We start from the raw sequence: 24,437 nt of genomic DNA on the forward strand, positions 1-24,437 counted from the left end.
CATGGCCAGCCACACAAGCCCGTTAATTCTACACTGGCACGAAAGCTAAATAAAACCTTAATTTTTATGTAATTTTATAACGACAAAATGGAGAAAATCGTGAGAACAGCCTTTTATATCTCTGATGGTACCGGTATTACATCCGAAGTGTTCGGGCACGCGCTGTTGTCACTGTTTCCGGCAGAATTCGACCATATCACCATTCCATTTGTTGAAACTAAAGAGATCGCCTTACAAGCAAAGCAACGGATAAACGATCGTTATAAAACAACCGGTATCCGGCCATTAATTTTTCAGACCTTTGTCGATGAAGAATTACGGCAGATCATTAACAGCAGCGACGGCGTCTGTTACGACTTTTTGAATGCCTTTATTGAGCCGATGCAAAAAGAGCTAGGCATAGCCGCTATGCCCAAAACACATCGCACTCACAGCATTCACGAAAAAACTTATGATTTCCGTATTGACGCGGTGAACTATGCGCTGGCCAATGACGATGGTGTGAATTTGAAGGAGTATGCCAAAGCCGATATTATTCTGGTGGGTGTCAGCCGCTCAGGCAAAACGCCGACCAGTTTATATCTGGCGCTACAGTATGGTATCAAAGCGGCTAACTACCCTTTTGTGCAGGAAGATATGGATATGCTGCGATTGCCCCCGGAACTTCGTATGCAAAAAAGCAAACTGTTTGGCCTGACGATAACCCCCGAGCGTTTAAGTAAAATCCGTGAGCAGCGTCGTCCTGGCAGTAAATATGCTTCACTGCGGCAATGTAAACTGGAGCTGGATGAAGTGGAAGCCTTGTATCAAAAGGAAAAAATTCCGTTTTTAAACTCGACTCATTTATCCATCGAAGAAATATCCGCAAAAATCCTCGCACAAACTGGTTTGAAACGGCAAAAGTACTAGTGTCGGCCGCCGCGCCTGGCCTCTTGCAGCAGTTGTTTTGCATGCAAGAGGCAAAGCCGGATCGGTTCACCTTGTTCTTTGCGCTTCACCAGTTGCCGTAGTAGCCTGTTGACAGGTGCATCCAGCTTCAGTTGCTCCGCCAGTGTCACCACAGCACCGTTTAAAAAATCAATTTCGGTGGCTTTACCTGCCTGAATATCATCCCACATTGACGAACGCGCATCGGGTGATATCGCCAGCATTTTTTTAGCCAGTCGTTTGAATAACCAGTCTGGTGTTTGCAGTAACAGTGGAATAAAACGGTTAGGGATAGAGGTATAGGAATAGCTGCTGATATTCAGGCGCCGGCAAAGCTCCAACAGCTCTTTGATTGCGGCCGCCAAAACTAAACGATAGGGCCGCTGCAGCAACTGTTGCTGCAAAGGCAAATCCGACAGCGCGTTAATGGCATTATTCAGATTCAGCATCAGCTTGCCAAACTCAGCGGCTTTGATGTCGTCCACTTGTTTTGACTGGATGCCTTGATGCGATAACTGCATCAGGACGGCCTGAATACGCGGGTCGTCGCTCTGCTGCCAGATCATGTCGGCTCCAGTGGTGCGGGCATAAAACCCCGGGCTTATTTTCACCACATTAAAAGGCACTATAGCTCTGAGTACAGGCTGGGATAAAAATTGTTGATACAAAGGAGCGATAGCCAGACCATTTTGCATGGCCACCACCAAAGCGTCCGCCGACAGATACCGGGTCAGCCGGGGCAGCAAGCTCTGCAGATCCAAAGCTTTGACAGTCACCAGCACCAGTTGTACGGTACGAAGTGCTTCATATTCTGTGTAAACGCAAGGTGATGCAATCTGATAACAAGCGCCATCTAAGTCCTGAGCTGTTAAACCATAAGCCGCCGCTTCAAGCGCCATGCGTTCGCGCCCGATAAATATCAGTTCTAGGTCAGAGGATTGAGCCAGCATAGTGCCAAGGTAACAGCCTATAGCTCCGGCTCCTACCACGGCCACACGCAAAGGAGCTGAACTTTTGCCTGAATGATCAGACAAGAGTTCAGCGATTGGTGTTTTATTTGCGGACCGCACGTAGCGTATCTGCGATCAGGAAAGCCAGTTCCAGCACCTGATCTGAATTTAAGCGGGGATCACACTGAGTGGTGTAACGCTTGCTTAAATCATTTTCTGACAAACCATAAGCGCCGCCTGTGCATTCAGTGACATTATCGCCTGTCATTTCCAGATGGATACCGCCGGCATGCGTACCTTCAGCCTGATGCACCGCAAAGAAGTAACGGATTTCACGCAAAATCGCTTCAAAGTCACGGGTTTTATAGTCGTTGCTGGCTTTGACCGTGTTGCCGTGCATCGGATCCGAACTCCAGACCACTTTGCGGCCTTCGCGCTCGACCCGACGTACTAAAGCCGGTAATTTTTCCGCTAATTTATCCGCGCCCATCCGGGTGATTAAGGTCAGACGGCCAGGAATATTGTCTGGGTTTAACGCGTCAATCAGACGCAATAAATCCACTTCATCCATACCTGGGCCTACTTTCACACCGACCGGGTTTTTGATACCACGGAAAAACTCAATATGGGCATGGTCCAATTGACGGGTCCGCTCCCCAATCCAGACCATATGGGCTGAACAGTCGTACCATTCCCCCGTTAAGGAATCACGGCGGGTTAAGGCTTCTTCATAATTCAGCAGCAGCGCTTCATGCGAAGTGTACAACGAGGTTTCGCGAATAGACGGCGAATTCTCTGCTGTAATACCGCAAATTTCCATAAAGCGCAGCGCTTCCTGAATCCGCTGTGCTACATCCTGGTAGCGACCTTTCAATGGGTTGGCGTCGACAAAGCCTAAGTTCCAGCGGCTGACCTGATGTAAATCGGCTAATCCACCCTGAGCGAAAGCCCGTAACAAGTTTAAGGTGGCGGCTGAATGATGATACGCCGTCATTAACCGGTTTGGATCGGGTTTACGGGCTTCTGCAGTGAACTCAAAGCTGTTGACTATGTCACCGCGATAACTGGGCAGAGAGACACCAGCTATGGTCTCTAAGTCGCTGGACCTGGGCTTGGCGTATTGGCCCGCCATACGCGCCACTTTCACTACAGGACAACCGCCGGCAAAGGTCAGAACCACAGCCATTTGCAGCAAGACTTTAAAGGTGTCACGAATTTTTGGAGCGTTAAAGTCACTAAAGCTTTCCGCACAATCTCCGCCTTGCAGCAAAAATGCTTTGCCTTCAGCCACTTGTCCAAGCTGACTAAAGAGATCACGAGTCTCTTGCGCAAACACCAAAGGCGGATATTTGTGCAATTGCTGCTCAACACTGCTGAGTAAAGCCTGATCATCGTAATGAGGTTGTTGTTGGATTGGAAAAGCTCGCCAACTTTGAGGCGTCCAGGTCGTCACTTTAAGTAGTCCTATAGGTTTGAATTGATCGTTAAGTTCACTAGGTTATTTATCCGCAGACAAAGTAAATTTATTGGCGGCTAAATTCAATGCTTAAATGAGTATATTGCGCTGAAATTTGTAAATACCACGACATTTACTAGTAAAAACACCCAGATGTCTAAACATCTGAAAATAGCAAGCCTTTTTTAAGCGGATTTTCAGGCCCGGAGTGGCGTTGCGAATGGAGCTTTTATGATTGAACTTCAGTCTTTACAGCAGTTAGAGCAAAAGCTAAATCAGGTGATCTTAGGCAAACCCCAGGCTGTGCGGCTGGCTTTGTGTTGCTTGTTGTCGGAAGGGCATTTACTGATCGAGGATCTGCCAGGTCTTGGCAAGACCACCCTCGCCCATGCCCTGGCACTGAGTCTGGGGATGCAATACAAAAGAGTGCAATTTACCAACGATATGTTACCGGCAGATTTACTGGGGCAGTCGGTATTTTTGCCAGAGACGCAGGAATTTCAATTCAGGCCAGGCGCAATATTCAGCCAGATTTTGTTGGCTGATGAAATCAACAGAGCCAGCCCGCGGACTCAAAGCGCGCTGCTCGAAGCGATGGAAGAGCATCAGGTCTCGGTTGACGGCCACACCTACGCTTTACCTCACCCCTTTTTTGTCATTGCAACACAAAATCCGTTGTTTCACGCCGGTACGCACGCCTTGCCGGAATCGCAGCTTGATCGTTTTCTGATGCGCCTGACACTGGGTTTTCCGGATCTGCAGACCGAAAAGCTGATGTTACAGCAGGATTTGGGCAATTCCCGACTCGAGGGCCTGACGCCTTGTCTGGATCAGAACCAGCTCATAGCTTTGCAACAACAGGTGGTGCAGGTCAAGGTCAGTGATGCCCTGCTGGATTATCTATTGGCTCTGATCAGCCAAAGCCGACAGCAACAGGATGGCCTGCCGTTATCCCCCCGCGCTGCTAAAGCCCTACTCAGAGCCACTAAAGCTTTTGCCTTGCTCTGTGGCCGCTATTTCGCTACCGCAGAAGATGTCCAGCAGGTATTTGCCTCTGTTGCTGAACACAGGCTCAATCCGGGCCATGCCAGCGACAGCAAAAGTCTGAGTCTGCAGCTACTACGTCAGGTGCCTTGTCCATTATGATGCTGGCAAAAACACTGTGGCAGCCCCTGTTCAACCAGTTCAGGCGATATTTTTATCGCTGGCTGGAGACTCGCCAGCCAGCGGCTGCAACTGTCGAACTCAGGCAACATATTCTGTTTGTATTTCCTACCGCTTATGGTGGTTGGTTTGTGCTGCTGATTATTCTGTTGTATCTGTTCGGAGCTAATTATCAGAACAACCTGATCCTGCTGTGCGCCTATCTGCTGTTGGCCTTGTTTTGTTGTTGTATTCTCGCCGCTTTTTTCAATCTGCATCAGTTGCGGCTAACTGCCACATCTGAGCCCTTTGGCTACCCGGATTCAGCTCCCTTAGTGACGATCACCCTCAGTCAGCACGACAATAAAAAAATGTTCAGCCTGTCAGGTCCAGACTTTGCTCCGGTTTTTTTTGATACTCTCCCTGCGGCGCTGCAGTTAGTGGTGTATCCCAAATCCAGGGGATTGCATCAGCTTGGGCGCTTTACGCTGAGCTCCTGTTATCCCTTTGGCTTGATCCGTTGCTGGAGCCATATTCAGTTAAAGCAGTCTTACTGGATTTACCCTCAGCCTGCGCTGCCGGCTATGTCCGCGGCTAGTGCTGCCAACTCCGCTGATTATCCGGATCAATTGGTGCCTTATCAAAGTGGTGCACCGGTATCGGCCATGGACTGGAAACGGCTGGCGAAAAATCCGTGGCAACCTGTGATCCGGCGCTATACCTCTTACGCCAGACTTGATACACCAGAACATTTAGTCGTCACTGCAACGGGCAGTGCTTTGGAGCAGCAATTGGCACAGTTTTGTGGCTTGCTGTTGCAGTTTGAACAACAAGGCCAGTCTTATGGCCTCAGTACCCCCAAGACTCAAATTAGCCCGAGTCGGGGCCAGGCGCATTTACACCGCTGTTTACAGACATTGGCCTTATGCTGAACCCAAGCTTTGTGCCACTGGCGTTGTTACTCCAACTGATGTTGCTGCTGCTGTTACAGGCTGGATTAAGTGGGTGGGCAAGTCTGGTGTTGCTTTGTGTCCTGCTGTTTACATACCTCAGTGTCCGGACTAAACAAACAGTCCGGCTCAGGACCATAAATATACTTGCCGTGCTGATGTGCCTGTTGCTGGTCTCTCAGTTAGGGCAACAGGATATGCAGGACTCTATGCTGCAATTGTTGTTTTTCTCCGCAGCACTGCGGCTTTTCTCTGTCACATCGCATCAGCAGCAGGCTAAAAAATTGGTTTGGGTACAGTATTTCCTGATCAGCACAGGGTTTATGCTCAATCAAAGCCTGTGGTTTGCCGGTGCGGTGTTTTTGCTGTTTTTCTGCAACCTGTACCTGCATTATCTGCTGTTTGCCCCCAGACAACAGCGTCGGATCCATTGGCCTGAATGGCGCTTACTGCTGTGGATGATGCCGTTGTCTATCGCTCTTTTTGTAGTTTTTCCACGGATTCCCCCCCTATGGCAAACCGAGCGTCAGCAGCAGGCTCAGACGGGGCTGGCGGACCAACTGTCTTTAGGTGGAATTGAGCAATTGGTACAAAATAATAGCGTGGCATTCAGAGTCGAATTTAGCGCAGAAAAACCGCCCCAACAGGAATTGTACTGGCGGGCTAAAGTCTTTGAGCGTTTTAACGGTCGGGATTGGTTACCGGCTTTACAGCCCGCCGCACAGCCGTTGTTGCCATCACAGGCCAGCTACCACTACCAGATGATGGTTGAACCTCACTTTCAACGCAGTCTGTTCAGCTTAGGTCAGGTGCATCAGGTCCAGGGTCAGGTTAAGCCTGTTGCCGCAGGTTTGATTGAAAGCTATCAACAAGTCAATCGACGTTTTTCTTATGGTCTGAGCTCCAGCGCTGAAGCTGTAGTACAACAAAATATGCTGGAGGCCAGCCGGAATTTACAACTAGAGCACAGTAACCCAAAAGCCAGCATAGTGGCTTTACAACTGAAACAATCCGCGGTGACAGCATCCGCTTTCGCAAACGCCTTATACCAGTATTTTCAGACACAGCAGTTCAGCTATAGCCTGCGTCCACCAGTGCTGACAAAAACCGCTCAGATCGATCAGTTTTTGTTCGAGCACAAAGTCGGCTTTTGTGGACACTACGCCTCAGCAGCGGCTTACCTGTTTCGCGCTGCTGGTATTCCAGCCCGCGTTGTTGGCGGCTATCAGGGCGGTAGCTGGCATCCCAACGGCGATTATTTGCAGGTACTGCAAAAAGACGCTCATGCCTGGGTTGAGTATCTGGACAATGGGCGCTGGCAGCGATTCGACGCCACAGCCATAGTGGCCCCTCTGCGCCTGACTCAGGGCCTGTCCTCTGCCTTGCCTTTGTCCGAACGACAATTTTTAGAGCAGATGTTCCAGCAGGGTCTGCTCAAAGAATGGCTGCAACAGTTGGAGTGGCTGGACTACTACTGGTCTGTCTGGGTAGTGAGCTTTGATCAAAACGAACAACGTTTTATCTGGCAACATGTAGCGTCTCTGCCCTGGAGCTGGCTCGGCTCAGGCTTGCTGGCGTGCTGCGTTTTGGCACTGGCTGTGTATCTGCTGATGCGCCAAAACGGTTCTACACCCAATCAGGTGCTGCGACGCCAGATACTCAGGCGATTAAACAGCTATGGTCAAAAAGCCGATCATCAAACGATAGAATGTTATTTACAACGTCTGATACAACTGCATCCGACGCAAAGTGCCTTGCTGCAGCAGCTACTACAGGCCTATCAGCAGTTTGAATTTGACGGGCAACAAGAGCAGTTGCAGCAATGCCGCATGCTGCTCAATCAGCTATCTGCCCGGGGGGTTAATCGGCATGAGAGCTCAGGATCCTGAGGGCATTTTGCAAATGTTCGGCGCAATTGCGCCCGAGATCTGTCAGGTAGCCGCCATCAGCCTGTGTCAGTAAGCCTTTTTTATACAAGCGTTCAATCGCCTCTTTGGCGCCGGGATCGGCTGATTTATGTGCTTTGATCCCCTCCAGCGACGTATCCAAATTAAATAAAGTCAAAATACGAATTTCGTCATTCAGTTGCGAATTTACAGGCATCTCGTCTTTTCCTTTGTCATTGTTTTGCTTGAAACTAGACGCTATTTGACAAATTTTCCAGCAAAAGTACCACACCTCAGCATATTCGCTGTTTTCTTGCTAAAAACAGCGATATTTTATTGCTCACCTGCTGTATTTTTGAGCAGATATTTTCTATAGTCAGGCAAACTATGGAGAGCTTTACTGATCGTGGCTAAGGGACATTCAAAAGCAGACACAACCCATCTGTGGACAGACTTGTTTCAGTGCTTGTCTGACCCCGTCGCTTTGCTACAAAAAAATACCAGCAGCTCTCCTACCTTGCTGCGCAGTAACACTGCCTTTGAGCAGTTGTTTCGTCTGTCGAGCCCCCAAAGACCGCTGTTATTGACGTCGTTACCCGAGGATTTCCTTGATTTGCTGTCGCAATGCACATCAGACTCCGTCGCCCCTGTCTGGTGTGTACTGGCGCAAGATGGCAAGTGCCAGCATTTCAAATTACGGGCCGCACTAGCTGATCCTGAACCTGACTACGTTTTGCTGCTGATGCAGGATATCAGCGAGCAGGAGAACACTGCGCAGCTACTGAAACAGCAAAATGCCCAACTGAAACAACGTCTGACCGATATCGAGCAGCTAAAAAACCGTATCCGTGAGCAATCGATCCGGGACCCGTTAACTAATCTGTATAACCGCAGGTTTTTAAACGAGTTTATGGAACGTGAGCTGGCACTGGCGAGGCGGAATCAAAAACCTTTGGCGGTCGTGATGCTGGATCTTGACCACTTTAAACAACTCAACGATCAGTTTGGTCATCAGACAGGTGACAAAGTGATTGAAATGGTAGCCAAACATTTGCTCAGGCAAAGCCGCAGAACCGATGTGTTATTCCGCTACGGTGGCGAAGAGTTTTTAGTGATCTTGCCCAATACCAACGCTACTCAGGCGCTGCATCTGGCTGAAAACTGGCGTTTGCATGTGGAACAGGCTCAGATCTTTGCCAAGCATCAGGCCATTACTATCACCTTGTCTGCCGGGATTTCGGTCTATCCCGAACAGGGTACGACCGCTTTTAACTTAATTCAGGCGGCAGATGAAGCCTTGTATCAGGCCAAAGCCTCTGGACGCAATCAGGTCGTGATGAGCTAAATGGAGATAAAAAAACAAAAAGGAAGCGAAGTTCCTTTTTGTTTTTTATCGCTGTTGTGTCTTAACGACCCGCTTCAGTTAAAAACCACCACGCAAGGCTGCAATACGTTTTTCCAGTGGCGGATGGCTTAAAAACAATTCAGACGTCGCTGGCTTACTGGCAATACCAAAAGCCATCATCGAACCTTCCAACTGACTTTCGTGGTTATTGCGCAGACGCTCCAGCGCTGCAATCATTTTATTGGCGCCCACTAATTTTGCAGCGCCAGCATCGGCACTGTACTCGCGTTTACGCGAAAACCACATGACGATGATACTGGCCAGTACACCAAAAGCCATTTCCAGAACAAACACTGTGATCATATAAGCGAAACCATTGCCACCGCCGCCTTCCTCATTGCGGTTACCGCTGATCGCACCTGCGATTAAACGGGCAAAGAAAATCACGAAGGTGTTTACCACGCCCTGAATAAGCGTCAAAGTCACCATGTCGCCATTCGCGACGTGTGAGACTTCATGGGCTAATACGGCTTCCACTTCGTCTTCACGCATATTGCGCATCAAGCCTGTGCTGACGGCCACCAGAGCATTATTCCGACTTGGACCAGTTGCAAACGCATTCATTTCAGGCGAATCGTAAATAGCAACCTCCGGCATCGCAATACCCGCTTGTTGGGCCTGACGACGCACTGTGTCAAATAACCATTGTTCTGTGGCATTACGGGGCTGAGTGATCACCACTGCACCGGTTGAGCGTTTAGCCATCCATTTCGACATAAAGAGCGAAATAAAGGATCCACCAAAACCAAATACTGCTGCAAACACCAACAAGCCGCTTATGCTACGGCTATCAATGCCCAGCACTTTAAAGACGATGCTAAGTACCACACTTAACACCAACATGACCGCCAGGTTTGTGGCTAAGAACAGTAGAATGCGCTTCATAGATACCTCATTTATTAAGCAGTTACTCGTACTATATGGCTTAGAAGCGGTTTTTCAATCAAAGTGCGACAAGCAATTGTAAATAAAGATGAATGGCGCTGTTGGCACGACAGATCACATCAACTGCGCAATCAATGCAGCCGCCGGAGAGGTGCTAGCTGCAGGTTCGGCCTGATAAGGTAAAATGCCAAGGCATGGTGCACTCAGGCATTGCTGCAAATAGTGGATATTGTCTTGCAGGTAGGCCATATCCGGATCAATACAATTTGCCACCCAGCCCAACAGCTTCAAACCGGATCGTTCAATTTCCCTGACTGTTAACAATGTATGGTTTAAGCAGCCCAATTTCATCCCCACCACCAACAGCACAGGTAATTGCTGTTGAGCCACCCAGTCCGCCATAGTGTGTTGATGGTCCAAAGGTAATAACCAACCGCCAGCTCCCTCTACCAACGCTATATCAGCCTCGACACTGTGCAGTGTTTCCAGCGCTTGGCTTAGCATGGCGGTGTCAATGCGGGTTCCAGCCTTTGCGGCGGCCAAATGCGGCGCAACTGGGTCGGTTAAACAACAGGGATTGACGAGCTGATAAGGCAGTGACGCTGTGGCGTGCTGCTGCAACTGCAGCGCATCTGTATTAAAACCTGAAGCATCGACACCAGCGGCCACTGGCTTTTGCGCCACAGTACGATAGCCCAGCGCTTTTAAACCTTGTAATAAAGCGACTGCGACATAGGTTTTACCGGCATCCGTATCTGTGCCAGTAATAAAAACAGTATGCATCCGTTTAGTCTCTGTTCTGTTTAGTGAGTGTCAGATACAACACCTGATAACTGGCATGGATCTGACCATAGCTACAGTGTGTTGGATAGGCCTGCTGTACTTTTTGCCAGCGTTGTTTGCCGGTTAAGGCTTTGTTACGCCCCTGGGTCACAGTATTCGCACCCAAATCTTTCAGTTCGCGCGCCAGCGCCAGCACGTCCGGATAATCCAACTTCACTAGTTCGGTCTGCAAGCGTAAACCCAGCTCAGGCAGATCCTGCGCAAGCTGCTGATAAAAATTCAAAGGTAAAAACTGATTAATATGCTGATGCTGGTCCACCTGCGCCCAGGCCTGTTTAAATTCCTGCAAAGTGCCGTCGAGCAAGGTGCTGATCACAGCCAAACCGCCAGGCTTTAATACCCGGTGAGCTTCTTGCAGCACCAGTTCGGGTTTCTCACACCATTGCAGCATCAGACTAGAAAACACTCTGTCTGTCGTTTCACTCGCCAGCGGCAAAGACTGCGCATCGGCCTGAACCGCCAACGAGACCTGTTGCGCCGCACTGGTTTTTTCCAGCATGTCAAAACTTAAATCCAGGGCGACTAAATCAGTGCAATGCTGCCTGAGTCTGGGATGAAACCAACCCGGACCAGAACCTAAATCGACTAACAATCCAGCCGTGGCTGGCAGTAAACTCAGGGCTTTTTCCGCAACCACACGCTGCAATCGGGCCGCTTGTTGGTAACTGTCACGGGCCCGGCCAAAATGCCGGGCTATGTCGTCCGATAGTGCCAAAGCATTCATAGCCATTGCTCCAGCTTTTTCACCAAAAGACGAATATCATTAGTTTGGTGCGAGGCAGATAACGTAATGCGTAACCTGGCGCTACCTTGTGGCACAGTGGGTGGTCGTATCGCGCTTAGCCAAATGCCTTGTTGTTTAAGCGAAGCACTGATCCGCATGGCCTGGTCTGCTTCACCAATCATCAGCGGTTGTATGGCGGTGTCGGAAGGCAATAATGTCAAACCAGCAGCAGCGGCCAGCGTTTTAAAGAGTCCAATATTGTCCTGCAGTTTGTCTCTGCGCCACTGCTGCTTACGGCTTAGATCCACTGACGTTTTCATCGCCCAGCACAGCGCAGGTGATAACGCCGTGCTGTAGATATAATGCCGGGCAAACTGGCGTAAATAATCGATGACTGTGGCTGAGCCTGCTAAAAACGCGCCCTGTCCTGCCAAAGCTTTACCAAAGTTCGCCATCAGACAGAGCATATCGCTGGCTTTAAGCCCTTGCTGCTGCCAACTGCCTTTGCCCTCCACCCCTAACACTCCGACGCCATGGGCATCGTCCAATAGCAAATCCGCCTTATTGGTTTGACACAGTGTGAATACAGTCTTCAGATCCGGACTATCACCATCCATGCTAAACACGCCTTCAGTCACCACCAAAGCCGATGGATGTTTTTTTAACAGCAGCTCAAGCGCAACAAGATCCTGATGTGGGAACCTTTTATAAGGCGCATCCGAGTTGAGTGCAGCATCAATCAACGAAGCATGACAAAGTTTATCCAACAACAGATGATCGGTTTTGTCAGCCAAATGCTGCAACATCACTTGATTGGCGGCAAAACCTGAGGAAAACAGCAACACGTCGTCCGCCCCCAGCCAGTCACAGAGTGCATCGGATAAAGCCCGGTGCGCATAATGATGCCCGGTCACCAAAGGTGAACCTGAACTGCCAACGCCAAAACGTTCAGCCCCCTCTGCCAGCGCTTTTACAAGCTCTGGTTCAGTGGCTAACCCCAGATAGTCATTGCCGGAGAAATTCAGATACGAGCCCTGCTGATTGTTCAGCAAACGGCCCTGATACGACTCAATCAGTGGCTGCTGGCGGTATAACCCAGCAGCTTTGCGCTTTGTGATCTGCTCAGCAAAACGCTCTAACCTGTCTGTCACCGCCGTTACACCGCACTATGGAACAACGAAGGGGTGTTTTGCTCTTTAATCGCATCGGCCAACGCCGCTTCGTGCGCTTCGTCTGATACATCGTGACGCTGCTCAGGCACAATACCGAGCTTAGCGAATAGCAGCATATCGGCGTCAGCTTCCGGGTTTTCTGTAGTCAGCAACTTATCGCCATAAAAGATCGAGTTGGCGCCCGCCATAAAACACAGCGCCTGCATTTGCTCGTTCATACGCGAGCGGCCAGCCGATAAACGTACATGACTTTGAGGCATCATGATGCGGGCAACGGCTATAGTGCGGATAAACTCAAAGCCATCCAGGTCTTCGACATTTTCCATCGGCGTGCCCTGCACTTTCACCAGCATATTGATAGGCACACTTTGTGGATGCTCCGGCAAATTGGCCAGTTGCATTAAAAGTGCCGATCTGTCGTTGGCCGACTCTCCCATACCCACTATGCCACCACAACAGACTTTCATCCCTGCATCACGTACATGCTGCAGCGTATCTAATCTGTCCTGATAAGTACGGGTAGTGATAATTTCGCCGTAAAACTCAGGCGACGTATCCAGGTTATGGTTGTAGTAATCTAAACCAGCCTGTTTTAGCTCCTGCGCCTGGCCTGCATCCAATTTACCCAGCGTCATGCAGGTTTCTAAACCCATTGCTTTAACGCCTTTGACCATCTCCATCAGAAAGGGCATATCACGCTGCTTTGGATTGCTCCAGGCTGCACCCATGCAGAAACGGCTGGCGCCTTTGTCTTTCGCAGCTTTGGCCTGAGTCAGTACTTTTTCCACTTCCAGCAAACGCTCACGCTCAAGGCCAGTATTGTAATGACCACTTTGTGGGCAATATTTGCAGTCTTCAGCACAAGCGCCGGTTTTAATCGATAACAAGGTGCTGATCTGCACTTCATTGGGCTTAAAAAACTGGCGGTGCACCGTTTGAGCCTGAAAAACTAAGTCATTAAAAGGCAAAGCAAATAACGCATTTACTTCAGCCAAAGTCCAGTTGTGACGAAGTGGTAAAACTGCAGACATAACATTCCCCGAAAGACAAGAGCCAGACAAATTGTGGTCTTTTAAATTTTCCGTTAGTCTATCGGCCCTTAACGCCATGTCAACGCCAACCAGTTTGCAAAGTTTACTGCAGGTTATTTTATGAGCATCGATCGTGAGTTTGACCGCCAGCATATCTGGCATCCTTATACCTCCTTGAGTAAACCTTTGCCTGTTTATCCTGTGGTCAGTGCAAAAGGCTGTGAGCTGATGCTGGAAGATGGCCGGACTTTGGTCGATGGCACCTCATCCTGGTGGGCTGCGATTCATGGCTACAATCATCCGGAGTTAAATCAGGCGCTTATTACGCAAAGCCAGAAAATGAGCCATGTGATGTTTGGCGGTATCACCCATCAGCCTGCTGTGGACTTGGCGAAATTATTGCTGCAAATGGCACCGCAAGGTTTAACCAAAGTGTTTTTTGCCGACAGCGGCTCTATTTCAGTTGAAGTCGCGATTAAAATGGCGCTGCAGTATTGGCTGGGTTTAGATCGCCCGGAAAAAAGCCGGTTACTGACCATTCAAAAGGGTTATCACGGCGATACCTTTGCCGCTATGTCGGTTTGCGATCCGGTCGATGGCATGCATTCGATGTTTCAAGATCAGATTATCCCGCAGTTATTCGCCCCTGCTCCACAAAGCCGTTTTGACGGCGACTTTTTAGCTACAGATGAACATGCTTTGACGGCGCTTTTTGCAGAGCATCACCAGCACTTAGCGGCTTTTATTCTCGAACCCATACTGCAAGGCGCTGGTGGCATGAGGTTTTATCATCCGGAGTATTTAAAGCTGGCGCGCAGGCTTTGTGATCAGTATCAGGTGCTTTTGATTGCCGATGAAATAGCCACAGGTTTTGGCCGCACCGGCAAATTATTTGCCTGTCAGCATGCGGGTATCAGCCCGGATATTATCTGTTTAGGCAAAGCCTTAACAGGTGGCTACCTGACGTTAGCCGCAACCTTGTGCAACGATACAGTCGCGGATGGCATAGCTATGGGTGCTGTGCCCGCTTTAATGCATGGCCCTACTTATATGGCCAATCCTCTGGCCTGTGCCGTAGCGCTTAAAAGCTTGCAACTGGTGCAGCACAATCAGTGGCAAGCTCAGGTCAAGGCTATAGAGCAGCAATTAAAGTTGGAACTTGAGCCCTGCCGGGGTTCACCTTATGTGGCGGATGTGCGGGTGTTGGGTGCTATTGGCGTGGTGGAAATGAAACAGAATGTCGATGTGGCTGCGATGCAAAAAACTTTTGTGGAACTGGGCGTTTGGATCCGGCCTTTTGGCAAGCTGCTGTATTTAATGCCACCTTATATCATCAGCTCCATACAGCTTTCGAAATTAACCTCTGCACTTTGCCTGTTAAGCCATCAGGCACAAGCGAAAGATATAGAGGCGTTACCGGGCGCCTAATCGATAGTCGAAAACACAAATAACACCACGGCGCTTAAAAACAACAGAAAAAATAAGTTTAAGCGCCAGCCATCGTCACGGCGTCTGTTGCGAAACTGATGCAGCACCAAAGTGGCGGCTGTAAACACCAAACACCAGCGCACCAGCACCTCCAGTTTCAGCACCAACCCTTTATCCCACTCCTGTTCAATCGGAATGCCCCAGTACTGCACTAAACCACTGTTAAACTCGGGTTTGGCTAAATGGGCCAACGCCAGCCCCATCATCAGCAAGAACCAGGCGCCCAAATTCAGCGCCGCCAACAGCAGCATCAGCCAATCTGCGCCTTTACGCCGCTCTTTTGACTTAAGTTCAGGCTCTGAAGCGCTCATTTTGGTTTTCCTCACAATTTTTACTTGTGTTCGGTCTTTGCCTCAGTATGATGTCTGCTTTTGGGTTTTTACAGTTTCTTAAGTAAGTTGGAGCAGGTTGCATGACGCATGCAGTAATCAAAGATGTGCTGTCTGGCCAGTATCAGGTTGGCGATACAGTCACAGTAAAAGGGTGGATCCGCACTAAGCGTGATTCCAAAGCCGGGATTTCATTTTTAGCCGTGCACGACGGCAGCTGCTTCGATGCAGTTCAGGCCGTTGCTCCGGCTGAATTGAATAATTACGAAAACGAAATTAAACGTCTGACCACAGCGTGCTCTGTGATTGTCACAGGCACTATCGCAAAATCAGAGGGTCAGGGTCAGGCTTTTGAGATTCAGGCCTCTTCGGTTGAAGTGGTCGGCTGGGTGGAAAACCCGGACACCTACCCTATGGCGCCAAAACGCCATAGCATGGAATACCTGCGCGAACAGGCCCATTTACGCGCCCGTACTAACATGGTGGGTGCCATCACCCGCGTGCGTCACTGTTTAGCTCAGGCCATTCACCGATTCTTCCACGAGCGTGGTTTTTACTGGATCAGCACTCCTATTATCACGGGTGCAGACGCTGAAGGCGCTGGTGAGATGTTCCGTGTCAGTACTCTGGATCTGGAAAACCTGCCACGCACCGACAAAGGCACTATTGATTACAAACAGGACTTTTTCGGCAAAGAAACCTTCCTGACGGTATCAGGCCAGTTAAACGTGGAAACTTACGCCTGTGCTTTATCGAAAGTGTATACCTTCGGCCCGACCTTCCGCGCCGAAAACTCCAACACCACCCGTCACTTAGCTGAGTTCTGGATGATTGAGCCTGAAGTGGCCTACGCCGAATTAAAAGACGTGGCGCAGTTGGCGGAAGACATGCTGAAGTTTGTGTTTAAAGCCGTTCTGGCAGAGCGTGCTGATGACATGGCGTTTTTTGCTGAACGTGTTGATGAAAATGCTATCAGCCGTTTGCAAAGCATGATCGATTCCACTTTTGTCCGGATGGATTACACCGAGGCAGTTGAAATCCTGAAAAACTGCGGTAAGAAGTTTGAATACCCGGTGGAATGGGGTGTGGATTTACAGTCGGAGCACGAGCGCTACTTAGCGGAAGTGCATGTAGGTGCTCCCGTCATTCTGCAAAACTATCCAAAAGACATCAAAGCCTTCTACATGCGGATGAATGAAGACGGTAAGACGGTAGCGGCTATGGATATTCTGGCGCCTGGTATTGGTGAAATCATCGGTGGTAGCCAACGGGAAGAGCGTTTAGAGCAGTTAGATGCACGGATGGATCAGATGGGCCTGAATAAAGAAGACTATAGCTGGTACCGCGACCTGCGCCGCTACGGCACAGTGCCGCACGCGGGTTTTGGCTTAGGTTTTGAGCGTTTGGTGTCTTATGTCACTGGTGTAGGTAACGTCCGTGACGTGATCGCCTTCCCTCGCACGCCGGGCAACGCCGATTTCTAAAATAGTCTGCTGTTTTTCTCTGAAGGCCTCTTTCTGAGGCCTTTTTTTTGACCTCCTTGTACGATCACCCCTGGTTCTGAATTAGCGCGTTCCCAAAAAACCATATTTGTTCCTTTTTTGCTTAAATTTAGATTGACACAAAAATAAACACTTGATTAACTAATTTTGCCGTTTTGGCAACAACCGAGTTAAACAAAACACAATTAAAGGAATAAAGATGAAAAAACTATTAGTCCCTTTAGTGGTTGGAATGATGGCGCTGCCCGCAACAGCAGCGACCATGCAATGCATGATCAGTGGTGTCGTCAGTTGGAAAAATAATTCGTGCTTTGGTATGGAATTTACCATGGATTACAACACCAACCCCGCATCATGGCGGATCTCAGGCGCTACCAAAGCCATTTCTTCGGTGATCTGGGCCGATACCACAGCAGGCTGCGCCAGTACAGCCACCAGTTGCACCAAACCTATCCATCCTTATCAGCAGCATTTAGGCTCTGCCACCATTCTGTACACAGATGGCACCTGGGAAGCTGTGCAGGCCACAGCCTGGTTTGAAACCGGTTTCTAACCTACTCGTCAGGTTTAAACAACTTTATTTGTTTCTCTTTAAAGGATTTTGATATGAAAACTACACTGTTTGCTTTGGTAATGAGCGCCGCTGCATTGCCAACCCTGGCTGCTCAGATGGAATGTATGGTAGATACGGCTGCATACGACGAATGGCAAGTTGGTCACTGTCCTAATTTTGAATCTACTCTGGACAACAACCCAAATACGGCCATTTGGCGCATCACAGGGACGACCAAAGCGATATCGTCCATTCTCTGGTCAGAAAAAACGGCAGGTTGTGCGTCTAACTCGCTGTACTGCAGCAAAGAAATCCGGCCTTATCAGGAGCATCTGGGCAAAGCCACTATCCTCTACACGGATGGTACTTGGGAAGCCGTCCAGGCGACTGCATCCTTTGAAACAGGGTATTAAACCTGGTCTTTGACAACAAGGAAGGCATATGAAAAAAAGACTCACGGCGTTGTTATTGACTGCAGTAGTGCTACCGCTTTCTGCTGCTCAAATGGAGTGTTATATCGATACTGACGCTTATGACGAATGGCAAGTCGGCTCCTGTTCCATGATGGAATACACTATGGATCACAACCCGAACAATGCCGTATGGCGTGTGACAGGTATCAACAAGGCAGTCTCATCCATCCTCTGGTCCGAGGCCACTGCAGGATGCACCACGACTCAGGAGTTCTGTATGCAGCCTATCGCGCCCTACCAAACGCATTTGGGCAAAGCGACTATCTTGTATACGGACGGCACCTGGGAAGTAGTACAGGCCTCAGCGTATTTTGAGACCGGCTTCTAAGTTCTGCCGAGTACGCAGCAAAGTGGCACCACGCCTCTTTGCTGCTTTTTATTTTGCTCAAAAATGGCAGGAAGCTACAAAGACCAGTCAGATCAGAAACATCGAAGCAGGATGATGAAGGACTGTCCGCACCTGTCAGCTACGAACTCTGTGAAAAGCAGGTTCTTCAAAGTACTGATAAAACTCGTTTTCCAATGCTTGTTTACGCTCAGTCTGGTAAGACGAAACTTTAGACAAAGCCACGCCAAAGACCTCGAGATAACTTTGTTCCATCAGTTGCTGTAACAGCGGTTTGTCCACCAGCCCCAGCAACTCTCCCGCATAAAAAAAGCCTTCAGCGCGGTGTTTCAACGCCACTACATTCTGACCGGCTTTTTTAGCCTGAAATAAACAATCAAACTGCTGTTTGGCCTGGCTGATAAATAGGCTTTGCTGATCCATTCCCTGCCCTCAATCCCTGTCCACATTATTACTGATAGTCGCTGAAAAACTCTTCAACCGCCAAAGGCGTCTTAGGCGGCACATCCTGAGCACAAGTCCCCAGGTACAGAAAACCAACGATTTCGTCGTCTTCACCAAGCTCAAAGGCCTGTTTGACAAATTCATATTGAGTATAAGCCCCTGTGCGCCATATTCCGCCAAAGCCCAAGGCGAAGGCCGCTTGTTGCATTGCCATCACGGCGCAGGCCGCAGACTGGATTTGCTCAGACAAAGGTACTTTCGGATGATTAACGCATTTGGCTATACAGACAATCACCATAGGGGCACGCAGTGGCAACTGACGGGCTCGTTCAATCAGTTCATTCGCAACAGATGGATCTTCCTCCAACGCAGCTTCGGCAAAAATATCGCCTAATTTTTCCAGAGATTTACGACCATGGACCACCACAAAGCGCCAGGGTCTTAAATGACCGTGATCAGGCACCTGCAGTGCTGCTTGTTTGATAATAGCCAAAGCTTCGCCGCTTGGAGCAGGTTCAGTTAAACGTGCGGAGGAATAGCGGGTCGTCAGTAATGTAACAGCATCCATAAATAAACCCTTTGATTTAGCTCGCTTAAGGCTACCAAACTTTATTTTATCGATACAACAGCTTTCGCACCCACAACTGCTGTTTGTTCAAGCTCTGGACAAATTATCGGGGCGATGCTCTGTTAAGGCCGTAGTTGTTGGTACAACTGCTGGTACTGCAATGCAGATTCGGCCCAGCCGAAACGTTGTTGCATGCCACGTTGCTGCACCTCTTTGTACCATGCCTGCTGCTGATACAGCGTTAAGGCTCTGTTTAACGCCTCCAGCAATGCATGCTCGTCCGGCTGATAGAAACCTATCCCTGTGGGCTCACTGTCCGCCAAATCGCGGACCGTATCTTTGAGGCCACCTGTCAAACGTACCAGCGGCACTGTGCCATATCGCAGGCTGTAGATCTGATTTAAGCCACAAGGTTCAAATAACGAGGGCATCAGAAAAAAATCTCCCGCCGCTTCCAATTGGTGCGATAAGGCTTCATCAAAGCCCTCGACAAAGCTAAAGCGCCCAGGAAATTTGGCGTTCAGGGCACGCAGCCGCTCGATATAGCCTTGCTCACCAGTTCCCATCATCAATACTTGTGCATCCACTTCGCCCAGCCATTGTTCTAATGCCGGCAGTAAATAAGCAAAACCTTTTTGCGCCGTGATCCGGCTGACCGATACAAAAAGTGGCGCTGGACCTGGGTCGAGTTGATACTTTTGTCTGATCTGCTCTTTACATGCGCGCTTGCCGTTCAGGTTCATCTGACTGTAGTTCGTCGTCAAATAGCGATCGGTGGCCGGGTCCCATTGCTCGTAGTCACATCCATTTAAAATGCCGGAGAAATCATGGCCGCGAGCCTGGTACAAGGCGGCTAAGCCATTGGCAGCCGGTTCTGACAATAATTCATTGGCATAGCCTTTACTCACTGTATTGACCTTGTCGGCGTAGGCTAAACCCAGAGCCAGCATACTGGAGCCAGCACTAGAACTCGATGGGTACACTTCGGTTAACGCCCTGTCCTGAGCGGACAAGGCTTGTTGATAAGCACCGTTATGAACAGTAAACAGCATTTTGGTACCAGGTAAAGCCTGCTGGTAAAACTGTTTTAAATAGTAAGCCGCAATACCGGTTTGCCAGTCATGACCGTGGATCAGGTCCGGTATCCAGCCAGTATCAACACAAAATTGCAAGGCGGCCTTGCAAAAAAAGGCAAAACGCAGGGCATTATCGGCATAGGCGTGTTGGCCATCGTCATAAGGTCGTGGCCGACCAAAAAAATCATGATGCTCAATCAGTGCCAACGGCACTTCGGTATTGACCACACTGCGCACTGCACATCCCTGAGCCTCTCCGCCCAACGCAAAGTAAACGGAACTCCAGCTCTGTTCCACAGGTACTGTGTAGAGACTGCCATACCGGGGCATCAGGACTTTCACTTCATGCCCATGCTTCTGCATCTGCACTGCCAAACCCCGACAGGCATCGGCTAACCCCCCGGTTTTAATCACACCTTCAAATTCACTGCACAAAAACAACACACGCATTGATTCTTTCCCACTCAAGGCCGCATTCCGACCTGCGGCCTTTTGCCTACAGGATCAGTCAAATCCTACCATTGCCCCTTTAGGGATCACGACTACACCATCTGCTGAGACATGAAAACGCTGGCGGTCCAATACCGGATCCTCACCGATCACCGTGTTGGGTGCTATTTTCACATCCTTATCGATAATAGCACGGCGAATACGACAACCCCGGCCTATATCGTTGTTGCCCATCAATACACTTTTTTCAATATAAGCATGACTGTGGACTACGGTGTTATACCCCAAAATAGACTGATAGACGATAGCTCCGCTGACAATACAGCCTGAGGCCACCATGGAACTTATCGCCTGCCCTGTTCTGTTCGCTTCGTCATGGACAAACTTGGCTGGTGGCATCGGTGGCGTATAACTGCGCAGCGGCCAGTATTTATTGTATAAATCCAGTGGCGGCTGCACTGAAATTAGATCCATATTGGCTTCGTAATAGGAATCCAAAGTTCCGACATCGCGCCAGTAGCCCTTGGACTCGGCTTGTTCGCCGCGGATCACGTTGGTAGAAAAGTCATACACGTAAACACTGCCTTGCGGGTACATTTTGGGAATAATGTTATGGCCAAAATCATGCTTTGAATCAATTTGTGCCGCATCTTCGTTCAGCACCTCAACTAAGGTTTTAGCATCAAAAATATAATTGCCCATCGACGCCAATACATAGTCAGGCCGACCCGGAATAGTTTTTGGGTTTGACTTCGGCTTCTCTTCAAAACCTATCATTTTGCCATTGTCATCCACTTCAATCACACCAAACTCATGGGCCTGAGAGACATGGACAGGGATAGCGGCTACCGTTAATAAAGCCTTATTCTGACGGTGGTAGTTCAGCATTTGCCTCACATCCATCTTATAGATATGGTCACCACCGAATACGCAAACCTCTTCCGGGTCCAAGCCGTGGATCAGGTGAATATTCTGATAGACAGCGTCCGCTGTCCCCAGATACCAGTGTTTACCGGTTTGCATCTGGGCTGGTATAGGGTCAATAAACCTGTTGGTTAAGCCAGTAACCCGCCAGGCCCGGCTTAAATGTTTCATCAGTGAATGTGATTTAAATTGAGTAATGACAAATATCTGTAATAAATCCGAGTTGACGAAGTTATTCAGCACAAAGTCAATGATCCTGTAATTGCCACCAAAAGGCACAGCCGGTTTAGCTCTGACGCCAGTCAAAGGTGCCAGTCTGGTCCCTTCGCCCCCCGCTAAAATCATGGTAAGTACACCAGACATAAAAGTCTCCCTGTTGATAAAACTGACGATTTGAATAGTATTTTTTTACTTTGCTGCAATCAAAGCAAAGCTGATACCACAAGCAGCAGAAGTCTGAAGAATTCTTGCTGTTCCAAGCGCACCAATGCTTCTACGAACAGTTAATTTAGGAACAACAGATGACGTTCGTATGACAACTCTCCATTTTGGTGCAGCGCTCCAAGGCTGCACCAAAATGGAACAACAGCGTTATGCATACGAATGCAATCAGTAGCTGAGTAATAGCGGGGATCGGGTCTGCTTAGCAAGTGAAAGTTAGAAAAATATATTTCAGAGGTAGGATCAAACTAAAAACACGGCTGCTGTGCTCAGCTTCAATCGGACTAAAACCAGACTGAAGCTGACCACCAGCGGATAAACTACAGACGGGCAGCTAATTCAGCACCCTGGCGAATGGCTCTTTTGGCATCCAGCTCGACGGCCACATCGGCACCGCCAATCAGATGCACTTGCAGACCTGAGTCCAACAATTGCTGATACAGACTGCGCTCAGGCTCCTGCCCGGCACAAACAATCACATGATCAACCGCCAGACAACGTTCCTGACCATCAACACTGATCCAAAGTCCTGCATCATCTATTTTGTTGTAGCTGACACCAGATATCATCTCAACGCCTTTTTTCTTCAGTGAACTGCGATGGATCCAGCCCGTCGTTTTACCAAGTCCGGCGCCGACCTTGCTGGTTTTGCGCTGCAATAAAAATACTTTACGCGGTGAAGGTTCGACAGGAGCATCTGCCAGCAAAGCCCCACGACTTTGATAGGTTTTGTCTATCCCCCAGTCTTTTAACCAGGCTTCGGGTTGTAAGGTTAACGAGTGTGGCTCAGTCAGGTACTCAGATACATCAAAACCAATACCCCCGGCCCCTATCACTGCTACAGTGTTACCGACGCTCTTATGATGTTTTAACACATCCAGGTAACTTAATACTTTAGGATGATCAAAACCCGGTATATCCAACTGGCGGGCTTTTATACCGGTGGATAACACCACGTGATCGAAGCCAGCAGCGATCAGGCTTTGTGCCGTTTGCTCTGAATTCAGTTGCAGATTGACCTTGTGAAGCTTCAGCATTTCGCCAAAATAACGCAGCGTCTGATGAAACTCTTCTTTACCTGGTATTTGCTTGGCGTAATTAAACTGACCACCAATTTCACTGGCCCTGTCAAACAAGGTCACCTCATGCCCCCGGGAGGATGCATACACACTAAACGCCAAACCTGCAGGTCCTGCGCCTACTACCGCTATTTTTTTCTTTGTGGTTGCAGTTTCAAAATTCAGCTCTGTCTCGTAACAAGCCCTTGGGTTGACCAGACAACTGGCGCGTTTTTTCTGAAACACATGATCCAAACACGCCTGATTACAGGCAATGCAGGTATTGATCAAGTGAGCCTGATCCGCAGCGGCCTTATTGACAAATTCGGCATCGGCTAAAAAGGGTCGTGCCATACAGACCATATCGGCCTGGCCTGATTGCAGAATATGTTCGGCAACGTCCGGATCGTTAATCCTATTGGTGGCAATCACAGGAATACTGGCTTGTTTGCGTACTTGCTCAGTGACCCAACTAAAGGCAGCACGCGGCACCATAGTACCAATGGTAGGAATACGAGCCTCATGCCAGCCAATGCCAGTATTGAGCATAGTGGCTCCGGCGTCTGCGGCGGCGGCGGCCAGTGCAACGACTTCATCAAAGCTATTACCGTCTTCGACTAAATCCAACATAGATAAACGGTAGATAATAATAAAGTCTTTACCACAGGCTTCACGCACTGCTTTTAAAATTTCCAGTACAAAACGGCAACGGTTTTCAAAACTGCCACCCCATTGGTCGGTCCGTTGATTGGTGCGGGCACAAAGGAACTGATTCAGCAGATAGCCCTCTGATCCCATAATCTCCACACCGTCATAACCGGCCTGTTTTGCAAGTTTCGCCGAATGCGCAAAATCGGCGATGGTGCCGCGAATTTGCCGATCAGACAACGCTTTTGGTTTAAATGGCGTGATAGGCGACTGCACAGCACTGGGGGCTACATTAAAAGGATGATAGCCATACCGGCCGGCGTGCAGCAGTTGGATACAAATTTTTCCACCATGCTGATGCACAGCTTGCGTCACTTTTTTATGTTTACCAGCTTGCCACCACCAGGTCAGTTGACTGCCAAAGGGCACCAGATTACCGCGAAAATTCGGGCTGATCCCCCCAGTGATAATTAAACCAACCCCGCCCTTGGCCCGCTCGGCATAAAAGGCCGCCAGTTTATCAAAGCCTTGCTTCTCTTCTTCCAGGCCTGTGTGCATGGAACCCATAATGACGCGGTTTTTTAATTGTGTGAAGCCCAAATCCAGTGGGGCCAATAAATGCGGATATGCCACAATACTCTCTCTGGTCGTACCTGTTGAATAGCAAGAATGTAGCTGTTTTACCTGGTTATCGCAAGAACTACCCACAGTAATTGATGCTGCGCCGCAGTACTGGCCTGTGCGGGCTGACGCAACCTGACTCAC

At 49.2% G+C, this 24,437-nt stretch carries 24 protein-coding genes; 10 read left to right on the forward strand and 14 right to left on the reverse strand.

What is annotated here, in order from left to right; all coding sequences use genetic code 11:
* The first annotated feature begins 99 nt into the window (after positions 1-99).
* A complete protein-coding gene (ppsR, locus tag SD53_RS15300) occupies positions 100-909 on the forward strand; it encodes a posphoenolpyruvate synthetase regulatory kinase/phosphorylase PpsR (RefSeq protein WP_046521066.1) in 810 nt (269 codons plus the stop codon).
* Here ppsR and SD53_RS15305 read toward each other — a convergent pair.
* Both SD53_RS15305 and SD53_RS15310 read right to left on the reverse strand, forming a co-directional pair.
* On the reverse strand, positions 906-1,997 hold the full coding sequence (locus SD53_RS15305) for a 2-dehydropantoate 2-reductase (RefSeq protein WP_052749411.1): 1,092 nt from the start codon (positions 1,995-1,997) through the stop codon (positions 906-908). The genes ppsR and SD53_RS15305 overlap by 4 nt on opposite strands.
* Positions 1,981-3,330, reverse strand: a complete 1,350-nt coding sequence (locus SD53_RS15310) for a class II 3-deoxy-7-phosphoheptulonate synthase (protein ID WP_046521067.1) — start codon at positions 3,328-3,330, stop codon at positions 1,981-1,983. Before SD53_RS15310 ends, SD53_RS15305 begins: the two co-directional genes overlap by 17 nt.
* A 234-nt stretch (positions 3,331-3,564) precedes the next feature.
* On the opposite strand from SD53_RS15310, the gene SD53_RS15315 reads away from it, so the two are divergent.
* From SD53_RS15315 to SD53_RS15325, 3 genes are read left to right on the forward strand one after another with little or no spacing between them, the layout of a single operon-like run.
* The gene (locus SD53_RS15315) at positions 3,565-4,479 is read left to right on the forward strand and encodes an AAA family ATPase (RefSeq protein ID WP_046521068.1); all 915 of its coding nucleotides are present in this window, start codon (positions 3,565-3,567) and stop codon (positions 4,477-4,479) included.
* Entirely contained in the window at positions 4,476-5,408 is a 933-nt protein-coding gene (locus SD53_RS15320) for a DUF58 domain-containing protein (RefSeq protein WP_052749412.1), read from the forward strand. The genes SD53_RS15315 and SD53_RS15320 overlap by 4 nt, the downstream gene beginning before the upstream one ends.
* The gene (locus SD53_RS15325) at positions 5,402-7,315 is read left to right on the forward strand and encodes a transglutaminase TgpA family protein (protein WP_052749413.1); all 1,914 of its coding nucleotides are present in this window, start codon (positions 5,402-5,404) and stop codon (positions 7,313-7,315) included. The genes SD53_RS15320 and SD53_RS15325 overlap by 7 nt, the downstream gene beginning before the upstream one ends.
* Here SD53_RS15325 and SD53_RS15330 read toward each other — a convergent pair.
* A complete protein-coding gene (locus tag SD53_RS15330) occupies positions 7,287-7,529 on the reverse strand; it encodes a TIGR02647 family protein (RefSeq protein ID WP_046521069.1) in 243 nt (80 codons plus the stop codon). The two genes, SD53_RS15325 and SD53_RS15330, sit on opposite strands and share 29 nt — an antisense overlap.
* Before the next feature lie 249 nt (positions 7,530-7,778).
* Here SD53_RS15330 and SD53_RS15335 point away from each other — a divergent pair, with 249 nt between their 5' ends.
* Positions 7,779-8,657, forward strand: coding sequence for a GGDEF domain-containing protein (locus tag SD53_RS15335; protein WP_125060813.1), 879 nt, complete (start codon positions 7,779-7,781; stop codon positions 8,655-8,657).
* A gap of 78 nt (positions 8,658-8,735) precedes the next feature.
* Here the strand turns inward: SD53_RS15335 and htpX are convergent, their stop codons facing one another.
* The 5 genes from htpX to bioB form a co-directional block, all read right to left on the reverse strand.
* Positions 8,736-9,602, reverse strand: a complete 867-nt coding sequence (gene htpX, locus SD53_RS15340; RefSeq protein WP_046521070.1) for a protease HtpX — start codon at positions 9,600-9,602, stop codon at positions 8,736-8,738.
* A 114-nt stretch (positions 9,603-9,716) separates the two neighbouring features.
* Positions 9,717-10,385, reverse strand: coding sequence for a dethiobiotin synthase (gene bioD / locus SD53_RS15345; RefSeq protein WP_046521071.1), 669 nt, complete (start codon positions 10,383-10,385; stop codon positions 9,717-9,719).
* Positions 10,386-10,389: 4 nt separating this feature from the next.
* Entirely contained in the window at positions 10,390-11,169 is a 780-nt protein-coding gene (locus tag SD53_RS15350; RefSeq protein ID WP_046521072.1) for a methyltransferase domain-containing protein, read from the reverse strand.
* A complete protein-coding gene (locus SD53_RS15355) occupies positions 11,166-12,320 on the reverse strand; it encodes an aminotransferase class I/II-fold pyridoxal phosphate-dependent enzyme (protein ID WP_046521073.1) in 1,155 nt (384 codons plus the stop codon). The genes SD53_RS15350 and SD53_RS15355 overlap by 4 nt, the downstream gene beginning before the upstream one ends.
* Before the next feature lie 5 nt (positions 12,321-12,325).
* Positions 12,326-13,372 carry a biotin synthase BioB gene (bioB, locus tag SD53_RS15360; RefSeq protein WP_046521194.1) on the reverse strand — a complete coding sequence of 349 codons (1,047 nt, stop codon included), beginning with the start codon at positions 13,370-13,372 and terminating at the stop codon, positions 12,326-12,328.
* Between the two features lie 120 nt (positions 13,373-13,492).
* Between bioB and bioA the strand changes: the two genes are divergently transcribed.
* Positions 13,493-14,800, forward strand: coding sequence for an adenosylmethionine--8-amino-7-oxononanoate transaminase (bioA, locus tag SD53_RS15365; protein ID WP_046521074.1), 1,308 nt, complete (start codon positions 13,493-13,495; stop codon positions 14,798-14,800).
* On the opposite strand, the gene SD53_RS15370 is transcribed toward bioA, so the two are convergent.
* Positions 14,797-15,171: a hypothetical protein gene (locus SD53_RS15370; RefSeq protein WP_046521075.1), complete on the reverse strand. Its 375-nt coding sequence runs from the start codon at positions 15,169-15,171 to the stop codon at positions 14,797-14,799. The genes bioA and SD53_RS15370 overlap by 4 nt on opposite strands.
* Positions 15,172-15,272: 101 nt before the next feature.
* Between SD53_RS15370 and asnS the strand changes: the two genes are divergently transcribed.
* From asnS to SD53_RS15390, 4 genes are all read left to right on the forward strand, one after another.
* Positions 15,273-16,673 (forward strand): asparagine--tRNA ligase, encoded by a 1,401-nt coding sequence (asnS, locus tag SD53_RS15375; RefSeq protein ID WP_046521076.1) that lies wholly within the window; start codon positions 15,273-15,275, stop codon positions 16,671-16,673.
* A gap of 217 nt (positions 16,674-16,890) precedes the next feature.
* Positions 16,891-17,244: a hypothetical protein gene (locus SD53_RS15380; RefSeq protein WP_046521077.1), complete on the forward strand. Its 354-nt coding sequence runs from the start codon at positions 16,891-16,893 to the stop codon at positions 17,242-17,244.
* A 53-nt stretch (positions 17,245-17,297) separates the two neighbouring features.
* Entirely contained in the window at positions 17,298-17,657 is a 360-nt protein-coding gene (locus SD53_RS18105) for a hypothetical protein (RefSeq protein WP_052749415.1), read from the forward strand.
* Between the two features lie 28 nt (positions 17,658-17,685).
* Complete coding sequence (locus tag SD53_RS15390) at positions 17,686-18,045, forward strand: hypothetical protein (RefSeq protein WP_046521078.1); 360 nt, start codon at positions 17,686-17,688, stop codon at positions 18,043-18,045.
* A 135-nt stretch (positions 18,046-18,180) separates the two neighbouring features.
* Here the strand turns inward: SD53_RS15390 and SD53_RS15395 are convergent, their stop codons facing one another.
* The 5 genes from SD53_RS15395 to SD53_RS15415 form a co-directional block, all read right to left on the reverse strand.
* Positions 18,181-18,486: a hypothetical protein gene (locus SD53_RS15395; protein ID WP_046521079.1), complete on the reverse strand. Its 306-nt coding sequence runs from the start codon at positions 18,484-18,486 to the stop codon at positions 18,181-18,183.
* A gap of 28 nt (positions 18,487-18,514) precedes the next feature.
* Positions 18,515-19,075 carry an NAD(P)H nitroreductase gene (locus SD53_RS15400; protein ID WP_046521080.1) on the reverse strand — a complete coding sequence of 187 codons (561 nt, stop codon included), beginning with the start codon at positions 19,073-19,075 and terminating at the stop codon, positions 18,515-18,517.
* Positions 19,076-19,197: 122 nt separating this feature from the next.
* Positions 19,198-20,601 carry a glycogen synthase gene (locus SD53_RS15405; protein WP_046521081.1) on the reverse strand — a complete coding sequence of 468 codons (1,404 nt, stop codon included), beginning with the start codon at positions 20,599-20,601 and terminating at the stop codon, positions 19,198-19,200.
* A gap of 54 nt (positions 20,602-20,655) precedes the next feature.
* Entirely contained in the window at positions 20,656-21,888 is a 1,233-nt protein-coding gene (glgC, locus tag SD53_RS15410) for a glucose-1-phosphate adenylyltransferase (protein ID WP_046521082.1), read from the reverse strand.
* 398 nt (positions 21,889-22,286) lie between these two features.
* Complete coding sequence (locus tag SD53_RS15415; RefSeq protein ID WP_046521196.1) at positions 22,287-24,305, reverse strand: NADPH-dependent 2,4-dienoyl-CoA reductase; 2,019 nt, start codon at positions 24,303-24,305, stop codon at positions 22,287-22,289.
* Positions 24,306-24,437 lie beyond the last annotated feature (132 nt).

The sequence above is a fragment of the Rheinheimera mesophila genome (genome assembly GCF_000986865.1).
Lineage (GTDB): Bacteria > Pseudomonadota > Gammaproteobacteria > Enterobacterales > Alteromonadaceae > Pararheinheimera > Pararheinheimera mesophila.